The following is a 14,517-nucleotide window of genomic DNA, read 5'->3' on the forward strand; positions in this document are numbered from 1 at the left end:
GCGACGGCGCCCACCAGTGCGAGGCTCCGCCGCCCGCTCCGGCCGTTCGGCGCGGGGGGCAGGGCAGCGACCGGCGTCGGCACGGGAGCTGCGGGTGACGGACGGGCGGGCACGGGAGCCGCAGCCACGGGCGGGGAGGCTGTCGCCGCGCCGGCAATCGTGGGGGCGAGGTCCGGCATGGGGGCGGGGGCAGCCGCGATTTCTGGCAGGGGGCCGGGCGTCAGTGCTGGCGCGGCCGTGGTCGTCGCCGTCGCCGCGGGCAGGGACATCGCAGGCAGGGACGCCGCAAGACCCGACGCCGCGAGACCGGACGGCGCAGACAGAGGCGCGGCGGGGGCGGGCGTCAGCACGGGCGTTTCGGCAACCGGCGCACGCCTCTCGGCAGCGCGCGGCGCACGGGCGGGCTTTTCCGTGTCGCGCTTCTCCGGCTGGCGTCCTTCGGCCTCGCGACCGTCCTGCGATGGCCCTTCCGGCATCATTCTGGCGCGCCCTCCCTTTCGCGTCATCCTACACGGCCTCGCTGCTTCTTCCCGGCGCATTTCGCGACCGCCCGTCCGGCCATCCGCCTGTGGCGAATCGCCCCGGCCCGGCAGCCCTTCCATTGAAGGACGATGCTCGCGCCCCTCCAAGAAGGCATTACGACAACCGACCCTCCGGATATTTGATTGATCGCGGTTTTCGCCAGTCTCGTGCGACCGGCCCACGCGGGTGGGTTGCGTCTTCGCTCCGGGTCGCGTCTGCTGCGCCATACCGTTGCAGGAGGTGCCTCCGGGGCATCCCGTGAGGTCTTTTGAAAGGCGTGTCGGCGCGGACATGCCCTTGCCCAACGGGCATGTCCATCTGCTATGACGGGCCAGGGGCGGAGGAATTGGCCATGGGTAAGGATTGCCGGCGCCAAGCAGGCGGCTGCGGCCGTTGCCGTGCCGTTGCAGGTATTTCGGTGCCGGCATTCGCCGTTGCGGCCGGGGTGCTGATCCTCGGCCTGCCGTCTGTGTCTCCTGCCCGCGCCGATCCCGTGCCGCTGCCGGCCACCGATTTTGCCCTGAAAGCCGACCTCAAGCGCGGTGGCACCATCGACATCGCCCACAGCCATGGCCGCATGCGGGTGGAGATCCAGAAGTCCAACATTCCCGGAAGCATGGTCGGCATCATCGACCTGAACGCGCGCAGCATGCTGGTGCGCACCCCCAATTTGCCGAACATGGCGGTGGAGATCGAGCTGCCGCCGGAATACGTGCTCGGCGCCCTCACCGGCACCGGCCTCCGGGTGGGCGAGGACACGGTGGCGGGCGAGGCGTGCGACCTCTGGAAAATCGATCCGCAGATGAAATCGGCCCTCGGCCCCACCACCGCCTGCATCACGCCGGATGGCATCGCCCTGCGCACGGCGGTGGAGATCAAGGGCACGAAGCAGACGGTGTTCGAGGCGACATCCCTCACCCGCGCACCGCAGGACCAAAAGCAGTTCCAGTTGCCGCCCGGAACCCAGGTGATGAAGGTGCCCAAGGGCAAGATCGGCGCCGCCCTCGGCATTCCCGGCCTCGGCGGCGCGCCGGCGGAGGCGCCTCCGGCACCGGCGAAGCCCTGAGCGACCCTCAGCCGAAGGTCATGGCCACCGGCACATGGTCCGACGGCTTTTCCCAGCCGCGGGCTTCCTTCAGCACGGTCATTGCGGTGGCGGAGGGGGCGAGGCTCTCGGACGCCCACACATGGTCGAGGCGGCGGCCGCGGTCGTTGGCCGTATAGTCCGGCGAGCGGTAGCTCCACCAGGTGAACAGCTTTTCCTGCGGCGGTACGAAGCGGCGCATCACGTCCACCCAGGGGCCGGACGCCTGGAACGCGCCGAGCCGCTCCACCTCGACAGGAGTGTGGCTGACCACGGTGAGCAGCTGCTTGTGGTTCCACACGTCGGTTTCGAGCGGGGCGATGTTGAGGTCGCCCACCACGATGGCGTGGTCGTTGTTGCCGGCGTGGGGCTTCAGCGGTGCCCAGCCCGTGATCTCGTCGAGGAAAGCCAGCTTGTGGGCGAACTTGGGGTTCAGCTCCGGGTCCGGAATGTCGCCGCCCGCCGGCACGTAGAAATTATGGATGGTGAGCGGCCGGCCCAGCGCGTGCGCGCCGTCGAGCGTCACCGCGATGTGGCGGGCATCGCCCTTGCCGCAGAACTCCCCCTTCTCGATGCGCGCGAACGGTCGCTTCGAGAACGTGGCCACCCCATGCCAGCCCTTCTGCCCATGGAGCGCGATGTGGGGAAAGCCCATGTCGCGGATGGCGTTCAGGGGAAACTTGTCATCCTGGCACTTGGTCTCCTGCAGGCACAGCACATCCGGCTGCAGCCGCTCCACGGCCGCGCGCACGATGTCGAGGCGGATGCGGACGGAATTGATGTTCCAGGTGCAGACGGTGAGGGACACGGGCAATGGCAGACTGAAAAAGGGCGGGAAGATCGACACTTACACCTGCGCGGGCGGGGGAGGCAAGGAAAAGGGGGTGCACTGAGGGAGGGGGGCGCTTCTCCCTTTGAGGGACTTGAGTTTTTCGCCGGGCAGCTCCGGCTGTGCCGTCCCTGTCGCGGGAGACTGGCGGATCCCGGACCAGCGCTCTGGCTAAGCCTCCTGCCCACCATTTCGGCTTGCCGCTTTTCCCGGCAGGCCTACACTGAAGCCTTTCCAGTCCGTGGTTTTTTCCACCCTTTCGTTCTTTGATGGATTGAGCGTCATGCACAACAAGAGGCTTGAGGCCTTGCGTGCCAGCCCCGGCGACGAGCGGCGGCCGGCGGATCTGGAGATCATCGCCTCCCAATATGCCATCAAGTTCCGGAAGGTGACGGGGACCCATGTGGTGTTCACCCATCCCGCCGTGCCGAACTGCGTGGCGGTGCCCATGAAGAACAGGATCCGCGCGGCCCACGTGAAGGCGTTCGTGGCCATGGTGGACCGCATGGACGAGGGCACCGCGCCGGTACGCATGCGCACGGTGGCGCCGGGCACGGTGGTGGATGTCGCCGCCTATCCCTCGGCCGTCGCGCCGATCCCGGAGGCGGAGGGTGGCGGGTTCGTCGTGAGCTTCGCGGACGTGCCGGGCTGCCTCGGTGTCGGCGAGACGCCGGACGCGGCGGAGGCGGACGGGCGGCTCGCGCTGTTCGCCGCTATCGATGCCCTGAAGGCCGCCGACCGCGCCCCGCCCGAGCCGGGGGCCGTTGAATGGGTCAAAGCGGAGGCCTGAGCGATGCCGCCTCAGCCGCGCCCCGCCCGCTCTTCCAGGAAGGCGGACACCGTGTCGAGCAGGCGGATGGCGCCGGGAAGCTGGGCGTGGGCTTCCGCCTGTTGCGCATTCTCCGGCTCCAGCGTGCGCCACCACACGATGAAGCGGTGGATCAGCGCGCGGCCGGAAATGGCGTCGAACGGCGTGCCGGGGAAGGCGTCGAGCCCGAACGCCGCCTCCACCTGCCGGAGGCACCCATGGACATAGACATGATCTTCCGTTTCCAGCTGAAACGGCCCCTCGGGGGCGCGGCGCTCCATGCGCACCTCGCTCAGTTCGGGAATGTAGTCCGCCTTGGTCACGCCGCCTCCGTTCGCATCCGGGTTTTGCCCGGCGTAGCAGGATCGGTGCCAAGGCGGGGGATGGCCGCATGAGCGCCGACGATCCCACCGCCATCGCCGCCGTGCCGGTGATCCCCATCGCAGGTGGCTTCCGCCTGCTGGTGATGCGCGAGCTGGCGCTGGATGAGGGGCCGCCGGCCTATGCGGTGATCGGCCAGACGCTGCTGCGCGCCCCGCCGCGCAGCATCCGCCATGGCGTCGCCTTCGCCCTCGCCTTCGGGCCGGAGGTGATGGCGTGGCTCAACCAGGCGCTCGGCCGCCCCGCCTGGCGCGACGCCTCCGGCGAGACCCAGCGCAACCCGCGCTGGCCTAGCCTTCAATGGCACCGCGCCCCGCGCGCGTGGCCGGGCGGGACGCGCACCACCGAGTGGAGCTCCGACATCCTTTTCCCTGATGAGGCCGACCGCGCCGCCTTCGCGCTGGCCTTCGCCGATGCGCTCGGCGGGCGGGAGGCTGTGTCGCAAACCGACTGAGGTCCAAAATTTGCTTCGCGAGCCAAAGGCCCGCGCCCGCATTTCATTGACCGCTTTTGGAGGTCCTTCCATGTCGGATGTCGTCGAAACCCGCTCCATTCTCACCGAGGCCGAGTTCGACCAGCCGGTGGATGTCGTGTGGCGCGCCATCACCGATTCCGAATGGCTCGCCGTCTGGTTCTTTCCCAACGACATCCAGCCGCTGGAGGGCCACAAGTTCACCATCTGGGGCCGGCCCATCGAGCGGTGGGACGGCGAATTCCAGTGCCAGGTGAAGAGCTGCATTCCCGAGAAGGAGCTGTCGTTCAGCTGGAAGGGCGGGCATGAGGAGCTGAAGGGCTTCGGCCACTATATCGATACGGTGGTGACCTGGACGCTGACGCCCACGCCCTCCGGCGGCACCCATTTCCGCTTCTTCCACGACGGCTTCGGCACGGACACCGCCAATGACGGGGTGTTCGATGTCATGTCCAAGGGCTCCCAGAGCGTGCTCCGCACCCTCACCCGCCGCCTGCCGGACCTCATCGCCCATGGGGCGTGAGAAAAATCGCGCATGATCGCGCCATGGGTTGGAACCGCCGCCATAAGGCCGCGTTTACCATCCGGCTGATGTTGCTGACCTCCGTCCGGGAGGTGGCGACCGACGAACGGAGACGATGATGGGCCAGAGCCTTCCTCTGACTACCCCGACCTCTCTGCGCATCGTGATTGGAGACGCCGAGACGCGGGTGTCCAGCGTCGAGGACGTGGTGAAGTTCCTGCGCAAGCAGGAGGCCGGCGATCTCGCCGATTTCCTCATGGCCCAGCGCAGCGGCGCGAACCCCCCGAGCCTCGGCGATGTGTGCGCCCGCATGGAAGCCCTCTGCGCGATGGTGTGAGGGCTCAACCTTGAGCTAAGGCTGGCCCGGCTCCCAGCCGGGCGGGGCGAGTTCAAACCCTGCGAAATCAAAGGCCGGCGCCACGGTGCAGCCGACCAGCGTCCAGGCGCCGAGGCTTTCCGCCGCCTGCCACGCGAAGGGCGGCACCACGCCCTGCGGCCGCGCGCCGGCGGCGAGATTCGGCCCCAGCATCACATCCCGCTGTCCCCCGGCGTCCGCGATGGAGAGCTTCAGCGGCGCGCCGGCATGCCAATGCCAGACTTCCGAGGCATCCACCCTGTGCCAGTGGGAGCGCTCTCCCGCGCGCAGCAGGAAGTAGATGGCCGTGGACGCGCCGCGCCCCCCGTCCGGCGCCTTTTCACGGAATGTCTCCCGGAAGAACCCGCCCTCGGGATGGGGCTGAAGCGCGAGCAGGGCGATCACCGCATCCGCGGTGAGCGCCTGAAGGCCGGTTTCGCCCATCCCTCAGCCCTTGAAGCTGTTCTTGCGCTCGCGCAGCGCGGTGAAGATCTCGGCCGGGTCCGCGCCGGGCATGCCGAGGCGCTCGGCCATGGCCGGATCGTCCGCCCGCAGGAAGGGGTTGGCCTTCAGCTCGTCGCCGAGCTTGGAGGGCATGGTGGGCTCGCCCTTGGCGCGCTGCTCCTGCGCCTTGGCGTACATGGCCGCGAGGTCCGCATTGTCCGGATCGACCGAGAGGGCGAAGCGGCCGTTGCCCAGCGTGTATTCATGGCCGGAATAGACGTCGAGGTCCTCCGGCAAGGCACGCATCCGCTGCAATGAATGCCACAGCACCGGCGGCTCGCACTCCAGCGCCCGCCCGCAACCGAGCGTGAACAGCGTGTCGCCGGCAAACAGCAGCTTCTCGCCCTCGAAGAAATAGGAGGCCGGGCCGGCGGTATGGCCGGGGGTCTCCAGCACGCGGCCCACCAGTGAGCCCACGGCGACGGGATCGCCGTCCACCACCGCGACGTCGAGGCCGGGGATCCTGTCCGCCTCGGACTTCGGGCCGACGACGGTGGCGCCGTAGCGCGCCTTCACTGCCGTGATGCCCTGGGTGTGGTCGGCATGGTGGTGGGTGACGAAAATGTGGGTGAGGGTCCAGCCTTCCTTCTCCAGCGCCGTCATCACCGGCCCCGGCTCGGGCACGTCCACCACCGCCGTCGCTTCGGTGACGGGATCGTGGATGAGGACGGCGTAATTGTCGCTGAGGCAGGGGATCAGGCGGATGTCGGCCGGCACGGTGTCGATCTCCGGAAGGGGACGGGCTTGACGGCTCGGGTTGCGGACCCGGCGCGCATGATCCTCTATTAAGGGGGCGAGCGGAAGTGTGGCCGGCCGGCCGCTGTCCACAGCGAGGGTGCATGTTTCTCGACGTCGTCGACCTGCGCAATTTCTACGCCCAGCCCGTGGGAATCATGACGCGTCGCCTGCTCGGCCGCGCCATCCGCGCCCGCTTCGACAATGTGACGGGCATGCGCGTGCTGGGGCTCGGCTATCCCACGCCCTATCTCGGCGTGTTCCGCGAGGAGGCGGAGCGCTGCCTCGCCGTGATGCCGGCGGCGCAGGGCGTGGTGCGCTGGCCCTCCGCCGCGCCGACGCTGGCCACCCTCGCCGACGAGACGCTGCTGCCGTTCCCCACCTCCAGCATGGACCGGGTGGTGATCGTCCACGCGCTGGAGATGACGCCCAATGCCGCCGAGATGCTGCGCGAGGTCTGGCGCGTGCTGGCGCCGGGCGGGCGGCTTCTGGCGGTGGTGCCCAACCGGCGGGGCGTGTGGGCGCGGCTCGATACCACGCCCTTCGGCAACGGCCGCCCCTTCTCGCGCGGGCAGGTGGTGAGCCTCTTGCGCGAGGCCCTGTTCACCCCCGTGGGCTGGGACGAGGCGCTCTATGCACCCCCCAGCCGCTGGTTCCTCAATACGGCGGTGGCGTGGGAACGGGTCGGCGCGCGCCTGTCGCTGCCCTTCTCCGGCGTGCTGGTGGTGGAAGCCACCAAGCAGCTCTACCGCCCCGTCGCCATCCGCCGCCCCAGCCGCATCGCCGAGCCGGCGCTGGAGCCCGTGCTGGTGCCGGGCGGCGTGCCGGCGGGGTGAGCGCATTGCGGGGCCGGCGGAGGCGGGCCATATTTGCTGCCGTAAGGAGTGACGCTCATGGCCCGCATCAACCGCGCCGAACCCCGGACGGCCCCCGCGACGAGTGTCGCGGCCCGCCGCAAGGGATTGCGCCCGCTGCGGCTCTGGGTGCCCGACACCTCCCAGCCCGGCTTCGCCGAGGAATGCCGCCGACAGTCGGCCCTGGTCGCCGGAGATCCCGCCGAGCGGGATGTTCTGAATGAGATCGAGGCTGTGGCCGATCACTCGGGCTGGCAGTGAGGCGAGGGGACATCGTCCTCATTGCCTTGCCGGGCGCCTACGGCAAGCCGCGCCCCGCTCTCATCATCCAATCGGACCTGTTTGAAGGTCATCCCTCGGTGACGGTCCTGCCCATCACCAGCGAACGACGCGAAGCTCCGCTGTTCCGGATCGGGCTTGAGCCGACAAGCGGAAACGGCCTGCGACTCGCGTCCCAGATCATGGTGGACAAGGCGCACACGGTGCCGAGTGACAAGATCGGCGCCACCATCGGCCGGGCGACCGACGCGGACATGCTGCGCGTGACCCGGGCGCTGGCCCTGTTTCTCGGCTTTGCCTGAAGGCCCTACCGCTCCCGCGTCAGCAGGAACACCGCCTGCTCGCCCAGCAGATTCCACACCCACCACGGCATGTTCACCCGCACGCGGTGGCCGGAGGAATCCAGCGCTACGGCCTTCTCGATGCGCGCGTCCAGCACCTCCACCAAAGCCACGAAGTCGCGGATGGTGCAGAAGTGGATGTTGGGGGTCTCGTACCAGGCGATGGGCATGTTGTCCGTCACCGGCATCCGGCCGTTGATCATGAGATCGAGCCGCGAGCGCCAGTGGCCGAAATTGGGGAAGGAGACCACCGCCCGGCGGCCGATGCGCAGCATCTGCTCCAGCACCCAGCGCGGCCGGCGGGTGGCCTGCAACGTCTGGGAGAGGATGACGTAGTCGAAGGCGTCGTCGGGATAGTGGGCGAGGTCCACGTCCGCATCGCCCTGGATGATGGCGAGGCCGCGCGCCACCCCGGCGTTCACGCCCTCGCGCGACAGCTCGATGCCGCGCGCGTCGCAGTTGCGGGTGGTGGCGAGCAGCTCCAGCAGCGCCCCGTCGCCGGAGCCGACATCGAGCACGCGGGAGCCGGGGGCGACCATTTCGGCCACCACCACGAGATCGACGCGCCCGCCCTGGTCGCGGACGGCACTTTCATCCAGCACCGGCTGGCGCACCGCGATGCTCACGCGCTTCTCCCGGTCGGCAGGCCCAAAGCGCGGGCCGCGCTGTCGAGGAAGCCGCGGGCGATGGCGAAAAGCTGCGGCTCCTCCAGCAGGAAGGCGTCGTGGCCCTTGTCGCTCTCGATCTCGGTGAAGGAGACGCTGGCGCCCGAGGCGTTCAGCGCATGGACGATGGCGCGGGAATCCTCGGTGGGAAACAGCCAGTCCGAGGTGAAGGAGGCGACGCAGAAGCGTGTCTTCGAGCCGCGGAAAGCATTGGCCAGCACGCCGCCGTAGTCGGCCGCGAGGTCGAAATAGTCCATGGCCCGCGTCACATAGAGATAGGAGTTGGGATCGAACCGCTGCACGAACGATTCGCCCTGGTGGCGCAGATAGCTCTCCACCTGGAAATCGGCGTCGAAGCCGAAGGTGGGCATCTCGCGGTTCTGCAGCCGGCGGCCGAACTTGTTGTGCAGCGACTGGTCGGACATGTAGGTGATGTGCGCCGCCATGCGCGCCACCGCGAGCCCGCGATGGGGCGTCACCCCTTCCGCCAGATAGCGCCCGCCGCGCCAGTCGGGATCCGCCATCACCGCCTGCCGGCCCACCTCGTGGAAGGCGATGTTCTGCGCCGAGTGCCGCGCGCCGGTGGCGATGGGCATGGCCGAGAACACCCGCTCGGGATAGCTCGCCGCCCATTGCAGCACCTGCATGCCGCCCATGGAGCCGCCGGCAACGCACAGGAGCTTCTCGATGCCGAGATGGTCGAGCAGCATGGCCTGCGCGTTCACCATGTCGCGGATGGTGACGAGGGGCATGTCGAGGCCGTAGGGCCGGCCGGTCTCGGGATTGGTGGAGGCGGGGCCGGTGGTGCCCATGCAGCCGCCGAGCACGTTGGCGCAGATGACGAAGAAGCGCTCGGTGTCGATCGGCCGCCCCGGCCCCACCATCGTCTCCCACCAGCCCGGCTTGCCGGTGACGGGATTGAGGCTCGCGGCGTGCTGGTCGCCGGTCAGCGCGTGGCACACCAGCACCGCGTTGGTGCCGGCGGCGTTGGGCTCGCCATAGGTCTGGTAGCCGATCTGCAGGTGGTTCAGCTCGACGCCCGCATCGAGCCTGAGCGGGGCACCGGTGCCGAAGCGCACCACGGGGGAATGGGGCTCGTCCGCCTCGCGCCGCGCCTCGGCGGCTGTGTTCGAGGCGACGTCCTTCCGGACGAAAGATGTCATGGGCGAACCAAGCGACGGCCCGGCGCCCGTGTCAAGCACCGACGCTCCGGCACAGAGGCCGGCTGGCCCGCGCGCCCGGCCTCAGGATGCGGAGAGCGAGCTTCGCGCGGCGGACATGGCGACCGCGTCGCCTTCCACCACGTCGGCGGTGGCTTCGGCGCCCATCAGCACGAGGAGCTTGGCGCGGGCGCGGTTGACGCGGCTCTTGATGGTCCCGAGCGCGCAGCCGCAGACCTCCGCCGCCTCTTCATAGGAGAGGCCCGCCGCGCCCACCAGCACCAGCGCCTCGCGCTGGTCGTCGGGCAGAAGGGCGAGAGCTTCCTTCAGCGAGGTGAGGGTGGACGACCACTCCTGGCTCGGGCCGATATTGGTGTCCTGCTGGGCGAGCGCGGCCATGCCGTCATTCTCGCGCCGACGCTTGCGGATCTCGGTGTAATAGGTGTTGCGCAGGATGGTGAACAGCCACGCGCGGAGGTTGGTGCCGGGGTCGAACTTGTCCATGTTCGAGAGCGCCTTCAGCAGCGTCTCCTGGACCAGGTCGTCGGCTTCCGTGCGGTTGCGCGTCAGCGACCGCGCAAAGGCGCGCACCGCTGGAAGGAACTCCAGCACCTGCGTGCGCAGGGCGGCGGCGTCCATCTCTTGGCGGGTCCTTTCGCTCGGCGCGGGCAGATCCATCGGGCAGCCTATTCTTTCCGGCAATCGTGACTTTTGTGGCGGCGGTGTCCGCCCGGTTCCCGCCAAGGCGGGGGCGGCGGCTGGACGTCCCTTGGCGGAGACGACTTCAAGCGTGACCTGAGCCTAACGCTGCTGCTGCGCTTCCGGTTCCGCCCGCCATGTGGCCGCGGAGGGCGGGCCCCGGCCGCCCCCTCGAGAGCGGCGCGATCAGGCGCCGCCGTTGCCCGTTCCCGTGCCGGTCGTCTGGCTGCTCTTCTGGCCGCCCTTCTGTCCCGCCTGCGAGGCGAGGGTACGGTCGCGCGAGAAGCTGCGCTGGTCGTCGGCGACGCTCTGTCCGCCCTTGCGGCCCGCCTCGGCGGCGAGCGTGCGATTCTGGAAGAAGCTGCGCTTCTCAGCCGGGACGCTCTCGCCGCCCTTGCGCGCGATGGCCCGCTGCTTTTCCGCGTCCATCGCCGCAAAGCCGCGCTGGGAGGTGCCCTTGGTTCGCGCCTTGTCCATTTGCCCTGTTCCTCCGACTGCGATCGGCCGCTCGTCGCGGCACCCGGCCGGTCGATCCGGCGCTGTGTACCGGAGCGAAAACGGCCCGCACTGAAGCCAATAGGCCGCCCTCCGGCCGGTGGGGTGGCCAGGACGGTCTAAGCAGTAACGAAGCAGGCAGGGCTGTGGTTCCGACGAAAACACGCTTTCGTCGGGTGTCACGCTCCGTTAGGGCGAGACCGGGCAGCGGTATCCGGAGAAGCGATTGCGGGACAAGGGAAATCCCCGACGATCACCAGCGCGTCTCCGGACCGGTTGCGGGTCAGGGTTCCCCCGAGTTGGGCCGCAAAGCCCCCGGCGAGGCCGGAGGGCTCCTCTGGCGCGTCGGCGGTGCCGGAAAGGACGAGGCGCAGACGCTCATCGTCCACCGTGCCGCGGATGAGCATGCCGAGGGAGGTACTGCCGGGCCGGAGCGTCAGTCCGAGCACCAGTTCCACCACCATGAGGGCGAGGGGGACCGCCATGTCGGTGGGCAGCCGCGTCTCCTCCGCTTCCACCACCAGACGCAGATTCTTGTCGGACGAGCCCTCGATCAGCGAGGCGAGTTCCCCCAGCAGCTCGCGCAGGCGCACCTGCGAGCCGTCGCTTGCCTCATAGAGGATGCGGTGGACGAGGGCGAGGGTGTTCACGCGGGTGCGCAGCTGGTCGAACCGCTTGCGGTCCTCGCCCTTGCCCATCCCGCCGCCATAGAGCGACAGCAGGCTGACCACCACCTGAAGGCTGTTCTTGATGCGGTGATGGATCTCGCGCACCAGCGCGGTCTTCTCGGCGAGATTTTCCCGCAGGCGCGCGTCGCGCTGGCGCACCGCATAGGCCATGTTCTCCACCGAGTGGCCGAGCATGCGGAATTCGCTCGGCGCGGCATCGAGCCGGGTCGGGCGGAAGCCGTAATGGCCCTGGGCATAGACCGCCGTCACCCGCCGCAGATAGAGCAGCCAGCGCAGCACGATGCGGTCCACCGCCACCCACAGGGCGATGAGCGAGGCGACCATCACCAGCGCCGGTAGGGCGAAGCTCGCGGCCACCGTCACCAGGGTCCAGCCGAACAGCCGGTCGGACGGGGAGGCATAGGCCACCACCAGCCCCTCGCGGCCGAGAGGCGTGGTGGCATAGGTCCAGCGTCGGCCGGAGGCGTCGGTGCTTTCCCTGAGCGCATTGTCGGGTGCGGCGAAGGGTGCGGCCTGGAACAGCGCGCCGCTGAGACTGCGGGAATTGGAGACCAGCTCCTCGCCCGAAGCCGAGAACACCGCCACCACGCCCTCGGACGGCGGCACCTGCTGGCGCAGCAGATTGTCGAGCCAGCCGATCTCGATGCCCAATGCCATGCCGCCTTCGAGCCGGCCGGCGGCATCGCGCAGCGGCAGAAGGCCCACCAGCACGTCCCGCTCGGTGGCGGTGCTGCGCACCCGGCCCGAGAGGCTGAAGCCCGGCTGCCGGATTGCCGAAAGCCACCAGCCGTCATCGGTCATGTCGGTGTCGGACGTGGGCAAGGCGGAGCAGGTGAGCTGCCCGGCGGCATTGACCACGCCGATATTGGCGGCGAAGGGCAGGGAGACGGTCGCCCCCCGCAGGGTCGCGCGGCAGGTCGGGCCCGCGGTGCGCACCTCCTCCACGTTCTGGAGCGCGTAGAGCACGTTTTCCGCCGAGGCGATCACATTCTGCTGGGAGGCGGCGGCGGCCAGCGCATGGCGCAGCAGGTTCTGCCGGGCATCCTCCTCGGCGGCGGAAAGCTGCATCACGCCCTGGACGATGTTGAGGGTGGCGATGGGGGCCAGCGCCAGCAGCACCATGAGGATCAGGCGGCGGCGGACGCTGTCGAACAGGGTGCGCGGCTGGGTGGTGGACGGCGGAAAGAGGGAGGCGCGTTCCCGCTGGCCCGGCGTGGGGCCGCCACGGGACAGGTCGTCACGCGGGCTTTCGCGCGAACGCTCTTCACGGGAACCTTCTTCGCGGGACTTGGCGGCCTGCGCCCGTTCCAGATCCATCGTCGCTCCGCCAAACAACTCTACACAGGCGCCTGTCGCCGGTCCGCCGCTGGCAGACCGCCCCGCGAGACCTCACCCATACCGCGCCGAGGCGCGCCATGCTCTGGCGACGATGCCCGTCCCATCCTCCTGGAAGAACGCTCCCGGTGAGGAACGTTCCCCAGGGTCACGCAATGAATACGCGTGGCCTCGTCTCTTGGCCTTTTCTCTTGGCCTTGTGCCGTATCCGCGTGTCGGTGCGGCCGCCTGCCTTTCCGTTCCGGTCCGCGCGCAGGATGCCCGCAGACAAGTTTCGACCGTGCCGCTCCCGCTGGGCTCGGGTGCCACTATAATGCGTTTTGCGCCGGCCCGGTTCCACCCGCGTGGAACTTGTCGTGCACGCAAGCGTTACCGGGCTTTGGCTTCAACTTGGCCAATCACAAACGTGGCTCAGAGCGGCCATCACTCCTTTGGCACGTTCAGCTTGGCAGGGAACTTTCGCATGGCTTCCAATCCGCTTATCAAGCAGCTCCCGTTCCTGCGCCGCTACACGCGCGCCCTGATGGGATCGCAGGCGGCCGGCGATCTTCTGGTGCAGAACACGCTGCAGGCGATTCTCGACGGCAAGGTCGCGGTCGATCCCGCGGTCTCGCCACGGGTCGCGCTCTACAAGGCGTTCCACGAGACCTGGAACCGCCAGTCTTCCGGCGGTCAGGTGCCCTCGCGCGCCGATGCCCGGCTCCAGGCCATGGACCCCTCCTCGCGCGTGGCGCTGCTGCTCACCGCCATGGAGGGTTTCTCCTTCGCCGAGGCCTCGACCATTCTCGGCACCACCCTTTCCGACGTGGAGGCGCAGGTGGTGGCGGCGCAGCGCGAGATCGACCGCCAGCTCGCCACCCGCGTCCTCATCATCGAGGACGAATGGGTGATCGCCCTCGACCTCAAGACCCTCGTCACCGAACTGGGACATGAGGTGATCGGCGTCGCCCCCACCCATTCCAAGGCGGTGGAGCTGGCGCAGGGCGGCAATTTCGGCTTGGTGCTGGCCGACATCCAGCTTGCCGACGGCTCCTCCGGTATCGAGGCGGTGACGGAGATTCTCGAGAGTTTCAACGTACCGGTGATCTTCATCACCGCCTTCCCCGACCGCCTCCTCACCGGCGAGCGGCCGGAGCCCACCTATCTCATCACCAAGCCGTTCCTCACCGAGACGGTGAAGGCGACGGTGGCGCAGGCGCTGTTCTTCCACGAGGCCCGCGCCCAGCCCGAAGCCGCGCGCAGCGCCTGAACGAGGAGGTTCGCGCGCAGCGCCTGACAAAAGGTTCACGCGCGCCTCACGGACAGCCTCCCCGCGGAAATCGCGAGGACTACGAACTTTCCCGGGCACGCAATTGCCGTGTCGGTCGTTACACTCCCGAGCGGATATGGAGCGAGCCCCGAACGGCGGATGCTCCCACCGCGCATGACAAACCCTGCCGGAGACAACCATGGTCGACAAGCCGCAGATCGTGACCGCCCAAGCCGCCTCCGCCGCCGAGGCCAACCTCAACGACGTGAAGTCGGACCTCGACCAGCTCAGGGCCGATTTCACCAAGCTGCTGGAAACCCTCGGCAAGACCGCCAAGCACTCGGTGAAGGGCGCCAAGGGCGAGGCCGAGAGCGCCGCCGGCGAGGTGGGCGACTGGGCCGAGGAACAGGTCCTCACCCTACGCGAGAGCATCCGCGAGCAGCCCATCACCGCCTGCGCCATCGCCGCGGGCGTCGGCGTCATCCTCGGCCAGATCCTGCTGCGCCGCTGATCCGCGCCGCCTTGGCCGGTTCCGGGA

19 protein-coding genes and 1 pseudogene are annotated in these 14,517 nt (G+C 69.0%); 10 read left to right on the plus strand and 10 right to left on the minus strand.

Annotated elements, in window-relative coordinates; translation table 11 throughout:
• Positions 1-269 (minus strand): annotated as a pseudogene (locus tag ACE3QW_RS24085) (hypothetical protein); the annotation flags it as partial.
• A gap of 671 nt (positions 270-940) precedes the next feature.
• On the opposite strand from ACE3QW_RS24085, the gene ACE3QW_RS24090 reads away from it, so the two are divergent.
• A complete protein-coding gene (locus ACE3QW_RS24090) occupies positions 941-1,588 on the plus strand; it encodes a hypothetical protein (protein WP_374254543.1) in 648 nt (215 codons plus the stop codon).
• Positions 1,589-1,595: 7 nt separating this feature from the next.
• On the opposite strand, the gene ACE3QW_RS24095 is transcribed toward ACE3QW_RS24090, so the two are convergent.
• Complete coding sequence (locus ACE3QW_RS24095; protein WP_374254545.1) at positions 1,596-2,414, minus strand: exodeoxyribonuclease III; 819 nt, start codon at positions 2,412-2,414, stop codon at positions 1,596-1,598.
• Positions 2,415-2,718: 304 nt separating this feature from the next.
• Between ACE3QW_RS24095 and ACE3QW_RS24100 the strand changes: the two genes are divergently transcribed.
• The gene (locus ACE3QW_RS24100; RefSeq protein WP_374254547.1) at positions 2,719-3,225 is read left to right on the plus strand and encodes a type II toxin-antitoxin system HicB family antitoxin; all 507 of its coding nucleotides are present in this window, start codon (positions 2,719-2,721) and stop codon (positions 3,223-3,225) included.
• Positions 3,226-3,236: 11 nt separating this feature from the next.
• Here the strand turns inward: ACE3QW_RS24100 and ACE3QW_RS24105 are convergent, their stop codons facing one another.
• On the minus strand, positions 3,237-3,566 hold the full coding sequence (locus ACE3QW_RS24105; RefSeq protein WP_374254549.1) for a hypothetical protein: 330 nt from the start codon (positions 3,564-3,566) through the stop codon (positions 3,237-3,239).
• A gap of 68 nt (positions 3,567-3,634) precedes the next feature.
• Here ACE3QW_RS24105 and ACE3QW_RS24110 point away from each other — a divergent pair, with 68 nt between their 5' ends.
• From ACE3QW_RS24110 to ACE3QW_RS24120, 3 genes are all read left to right on the plus strand, one after another.
• Positions 3,635-4,078, plus strand: a complete 444-nt coding sequence (locus ACE3QW_RS24110) for a hypothetical protein (RefSeq protein ID WP_374254551.1) — start codon at positions 3,635-3,637, stop codon at positions 4,076-4,078.
• Between the two features lie 70 nt (positions 4,079-4,148).
• The gene (locus ACE3QW_RS24115) at positions 4,149-4,619 is read left to right on the plus strand and encodes an SRPBCC domain-containing protein (RefSeq protein WP_029556400.1); all 471 of its coding nucleotides are present in this window, start codon (positions 4,149-4,151) and stop codon (positions 4,617-4,619) included.
• Between the two features lie 115 nt (positions 4,620-4,734).
• Positions 4,735-4,956: a hypothetical protein gene (locus tag ACE3QW_RS24120; protein ID WP_374254553.1), complete on the plus strand. Its 222-nt coding sequence runs from the start codon at positions 4,735-4,737 to the stop codon at positions 4,954-4,956.
• 15 nt (positions 4,957-4,971) lie between these two features.
• Here the strand turns inward: ACE3QW_RS24120 and ACE3QW_RS24125 are convergent, their stop codons facing one another.
• Together ACE3QW_RS24125 and gloB are read right to left on the minus strand one after the other, a co-directional pair.
• On the minus strand, positions 4,972-5,418 hold the full coding sequence (locus ACE3QW_RS24125) for a cupin domain-containing protein (protein WP_374254555.1): 447 nt from the start codon (positions 5,416-5,418) through the stop codon (positions 4,972-4,974).
• Between the two features lie 3 nt (positions 5,419-5,421).
• On the minus strand, positions 5,422-6,195 hold the full coding sequence (gene gloB, locus ACE3QW_RS24130; RefSeq protein ID WP_374254557.1) for a hydroxyacylglutathione hydrolase: 774 nt from the start codon (positions 6,193-6,195) through the stop codon (positions 5,422-5,424).
• Positions 6,196-6,317: 122 nt separating this feature from the next.
• Between gloB and ACE3QW_RS24135 the strand changes: the two genes are divergently transcribed.
• The 3 genes from ACE3QW_RS24135 to ACE3QW_RS24145 are packed head-to-tail and all read left to right on the plus strand — an operon-like array spanning position 6,318 to position 7,648.
• Positions 6,318-7,049, plus strand: a complete 732-nt coding sequence (locus ACE3QW_RS24135; RefSeq protein ID WP_029556402.1) for a class I SAM-dependent methyltransferase — start codon at positions 6,318-6,320, stop codon at positions 7,047-7,049.
• A 57-nt stretch (positions 7,050-7,106) separates the two neighbouring features.
• Entirely contained in the window at positions 7,107-7,328 is a 222-nt protein-coding gene (locus ACE3QW_RS24140; RefSeq protein WP_250167719.1) for an antitoxin MazE family protein, read from the plus strand.
• Complete coding sequence (locus tag ACE3QW_RS24145; protein ID WP_374254559.1) at positions 7,325-7,648, plus strand: type II toxin-antitoxin system PemK/MazF family toxin; 324 nt, start codon at positions 7,325-7,327, stop codon at positions 7,646-7,648. Before ACE3QW_RS24140 ends, ACE3QW_RS24145 begins: the two co-directional genes overlap by 4 nt.
• Positions 7,649-7,653: 5 nt before the next feature.
• On the opposite strand, the gene metW is transcribed toward ACE3QW_RS24145, so the two are convergent.
• The 5 genes from metW to ACE3QW_RS24170 form a co-directional block, all read right to left on the minus strand.
• On the minus strand, positions 7,654-8,307 hold the full coding sequence (gene metW, locus ACE3QW_RS24150) for a methionine biosynthesis protein MetW (protein WP_029556403.1): 654 nt from the start codon (positions 8,305-8,307) through the stop codon (positions 7,654-7,656).
• A 2-nt stretch (positions 8,308-8,309) separates the two neighbouring features.
• Positions 8,310-9,515 (minus strand): homoserine O-acetyltransferase, encoded by a 1,206-nt coding sequence (locus ACE3QW_RS24155; protein ID WP_029556404.1) that lies wholly within the window; start codon positions 9,513-9,515, stop codon positions 8,310-8,312.
• Between the two features lie 81 nt (positions 9,516-9,596).
• Entirely contained in the window at positions 9,597-10,151 is a 555-nt protein-coding gene (locus ACE3QW_RS24160; protein ID WP_029556405.1) for a sigma-70 family RNA polymerase sigma factor, read from the minus strand.
• Between the two features lie 246 nt (positions 10,152-10,397).
• Positions 10,398-10,688, minus strand: a complete 291-nt coding sequence (locus ACE3QW_RS24165) for a general stress protein (protein WP_038192852.1) — start codon at positions 10,686-10,688, stop codon at positions 10,398-10,400.
• Positions 10,689-10,885: 197 nt separating this feature from the next.
• Entirely contained in the window at positions 10,886-12,712 is a 1,827-nt protein-coding gene (locus tag ACE3QW_RS24170; protein WP_374254562.1) for a sensor histidine kinase, read from the minus strand.
• A gap of 481 nt (positions 12,713-13,193) precedes the next feature.
• Here ACE3QW_RS24170 and ACE3QW_RS24175 point away from each other — a divergent pair, with 481 nt between their 5' ends.
• Both ACE3QW_RS24175 and ACE3QW_RS24180 read left to right on the plus strand, forming a co-directional pair.
• A complete protein-coding gene (locus tag ACE3QW_RS24175; protein WP_250167721.1) occupies positions 13,194-13,979 on the plus strand; it encodes a response regulator in 786 nt (261 codons plus the stop codon).
• Positions 13,980-14,178: 199 nt separating this feature from the next.
• Positions 14,179-14,490 carry a YqjD family protein gene (locus tag ACE3QW_RS24180; protein ID WP_250167722.1) on the plus strand — a complete coding sequence of 104 codons (312 nt, stop codon included), beginning with the start codon at positions 14,179-14,181 and terminating at the stop codon, positions 14,488-14,490.
• Positions 14,491-14,517: the final 27 nt, after the last annotated feature.

This window comes from Xanthobacter sp. (genome assembly GCF_041911315.1).
In the GTDB taxonomy this organism is placed as follows: Bacteria; Pseudomonadota; Alphaproteobacteria; order Rhizobiales; family Xanthobacteraceae; genus Xanthobacter; species Xanthobacter aminoxidans.

Coding starts and splice junctions, on each gene's coding strand:
- ACE3QW_RS24100 (WP_374254547.1), top strand. CDS start 2,719: ATGCACAACAAGAGGCTTGAGGCCTTGCGTGCCAGCCCCGGCGACGAG.
- ACE3QW_RS24110 (WP_374254551.1), top strand. CDS start 3,635: ATGAGCGCCGACGATCCCACCGCCATCGCCGCCGTGCCGGTGATCCCC.
- ACE3QW_RS24115 (WP_029556400.1), top strand. CDS start 4,149: ATGTCGGATGTCGTCGAAACCCGCTCCATTCTCACCGAGGCCGAGTTC.
- ACE3QW_RS24120 (WP_374254553.1), top strand. CDS start 4,735: ATGATGGGCCAGAGCCTTCCTCTGACTACCCCGACCTCTCTGCGCATC.
- ACE3QW_RS24125 (WP_374254555.1), bottom strand. CDS start 5,418: ATGGGCGAAACCGGCCTTCAGGCGCTCACCGCGGATGCGGTGATCGCC.
- ACE3QW_RS24135 (WP_029556402.1), top strand. CDS start 6,318: ATGTTTCTCGACGTCGTCGACCTGCGCAATTTCTACGCCCAGCCCGTG.
- ACE3QW_RS24140 (WP_250167719.1), top strand. CDS start 7,107: ATGGCCCGCATCAACCGCGCCGAACCCCGGACGGCCCCCGCGACGAGT.
- ACE3QW_RS24155 (WP_029556404.1), bottom strand. CDS start 9,515: ATGACATCTTTCGTCCGGAAGGACGTCGCCTCGAACACAGCCGCCGAG.
- ACE3QW_RS24160 (WP_029556405.1), bottom strand. CDS start 10,151: ATGGACGCCGCCGCCCTGCGCACGCAGGTGCTGGAGTTCCTTCCAGCG.
- ACE3QW_RS24165 (WP_038192852.1), bottom strand. CDS start 10,688: ATGGACAAGGCGCGAACCAAGGGCACCTCCCAGCGCGGCTTTGCGGCG.
- ACE3QW_RS24170 (WP_374254562.1), bottom strand. CDS start 12,712: ATGGATCTGGAACGGGCGCAGGCCGCCAAGTCCCGCGAAGAAGGTTCC.
- ACE3QW_RS24175 (WP_250167721.1), top strand. CDS start 13,194: ATGGCTTCCAATCCGCTTATCAAGCAGCTCCCGTTCCTGCGCCGCTAC.
- ACE3QW_RS24180 (WP_250167722.1), top strand. CDS start 14,179: ATGGTCGACAAGCCGCAGATCGTGACCGCCCAAGCCGCCTCCGCCGCC.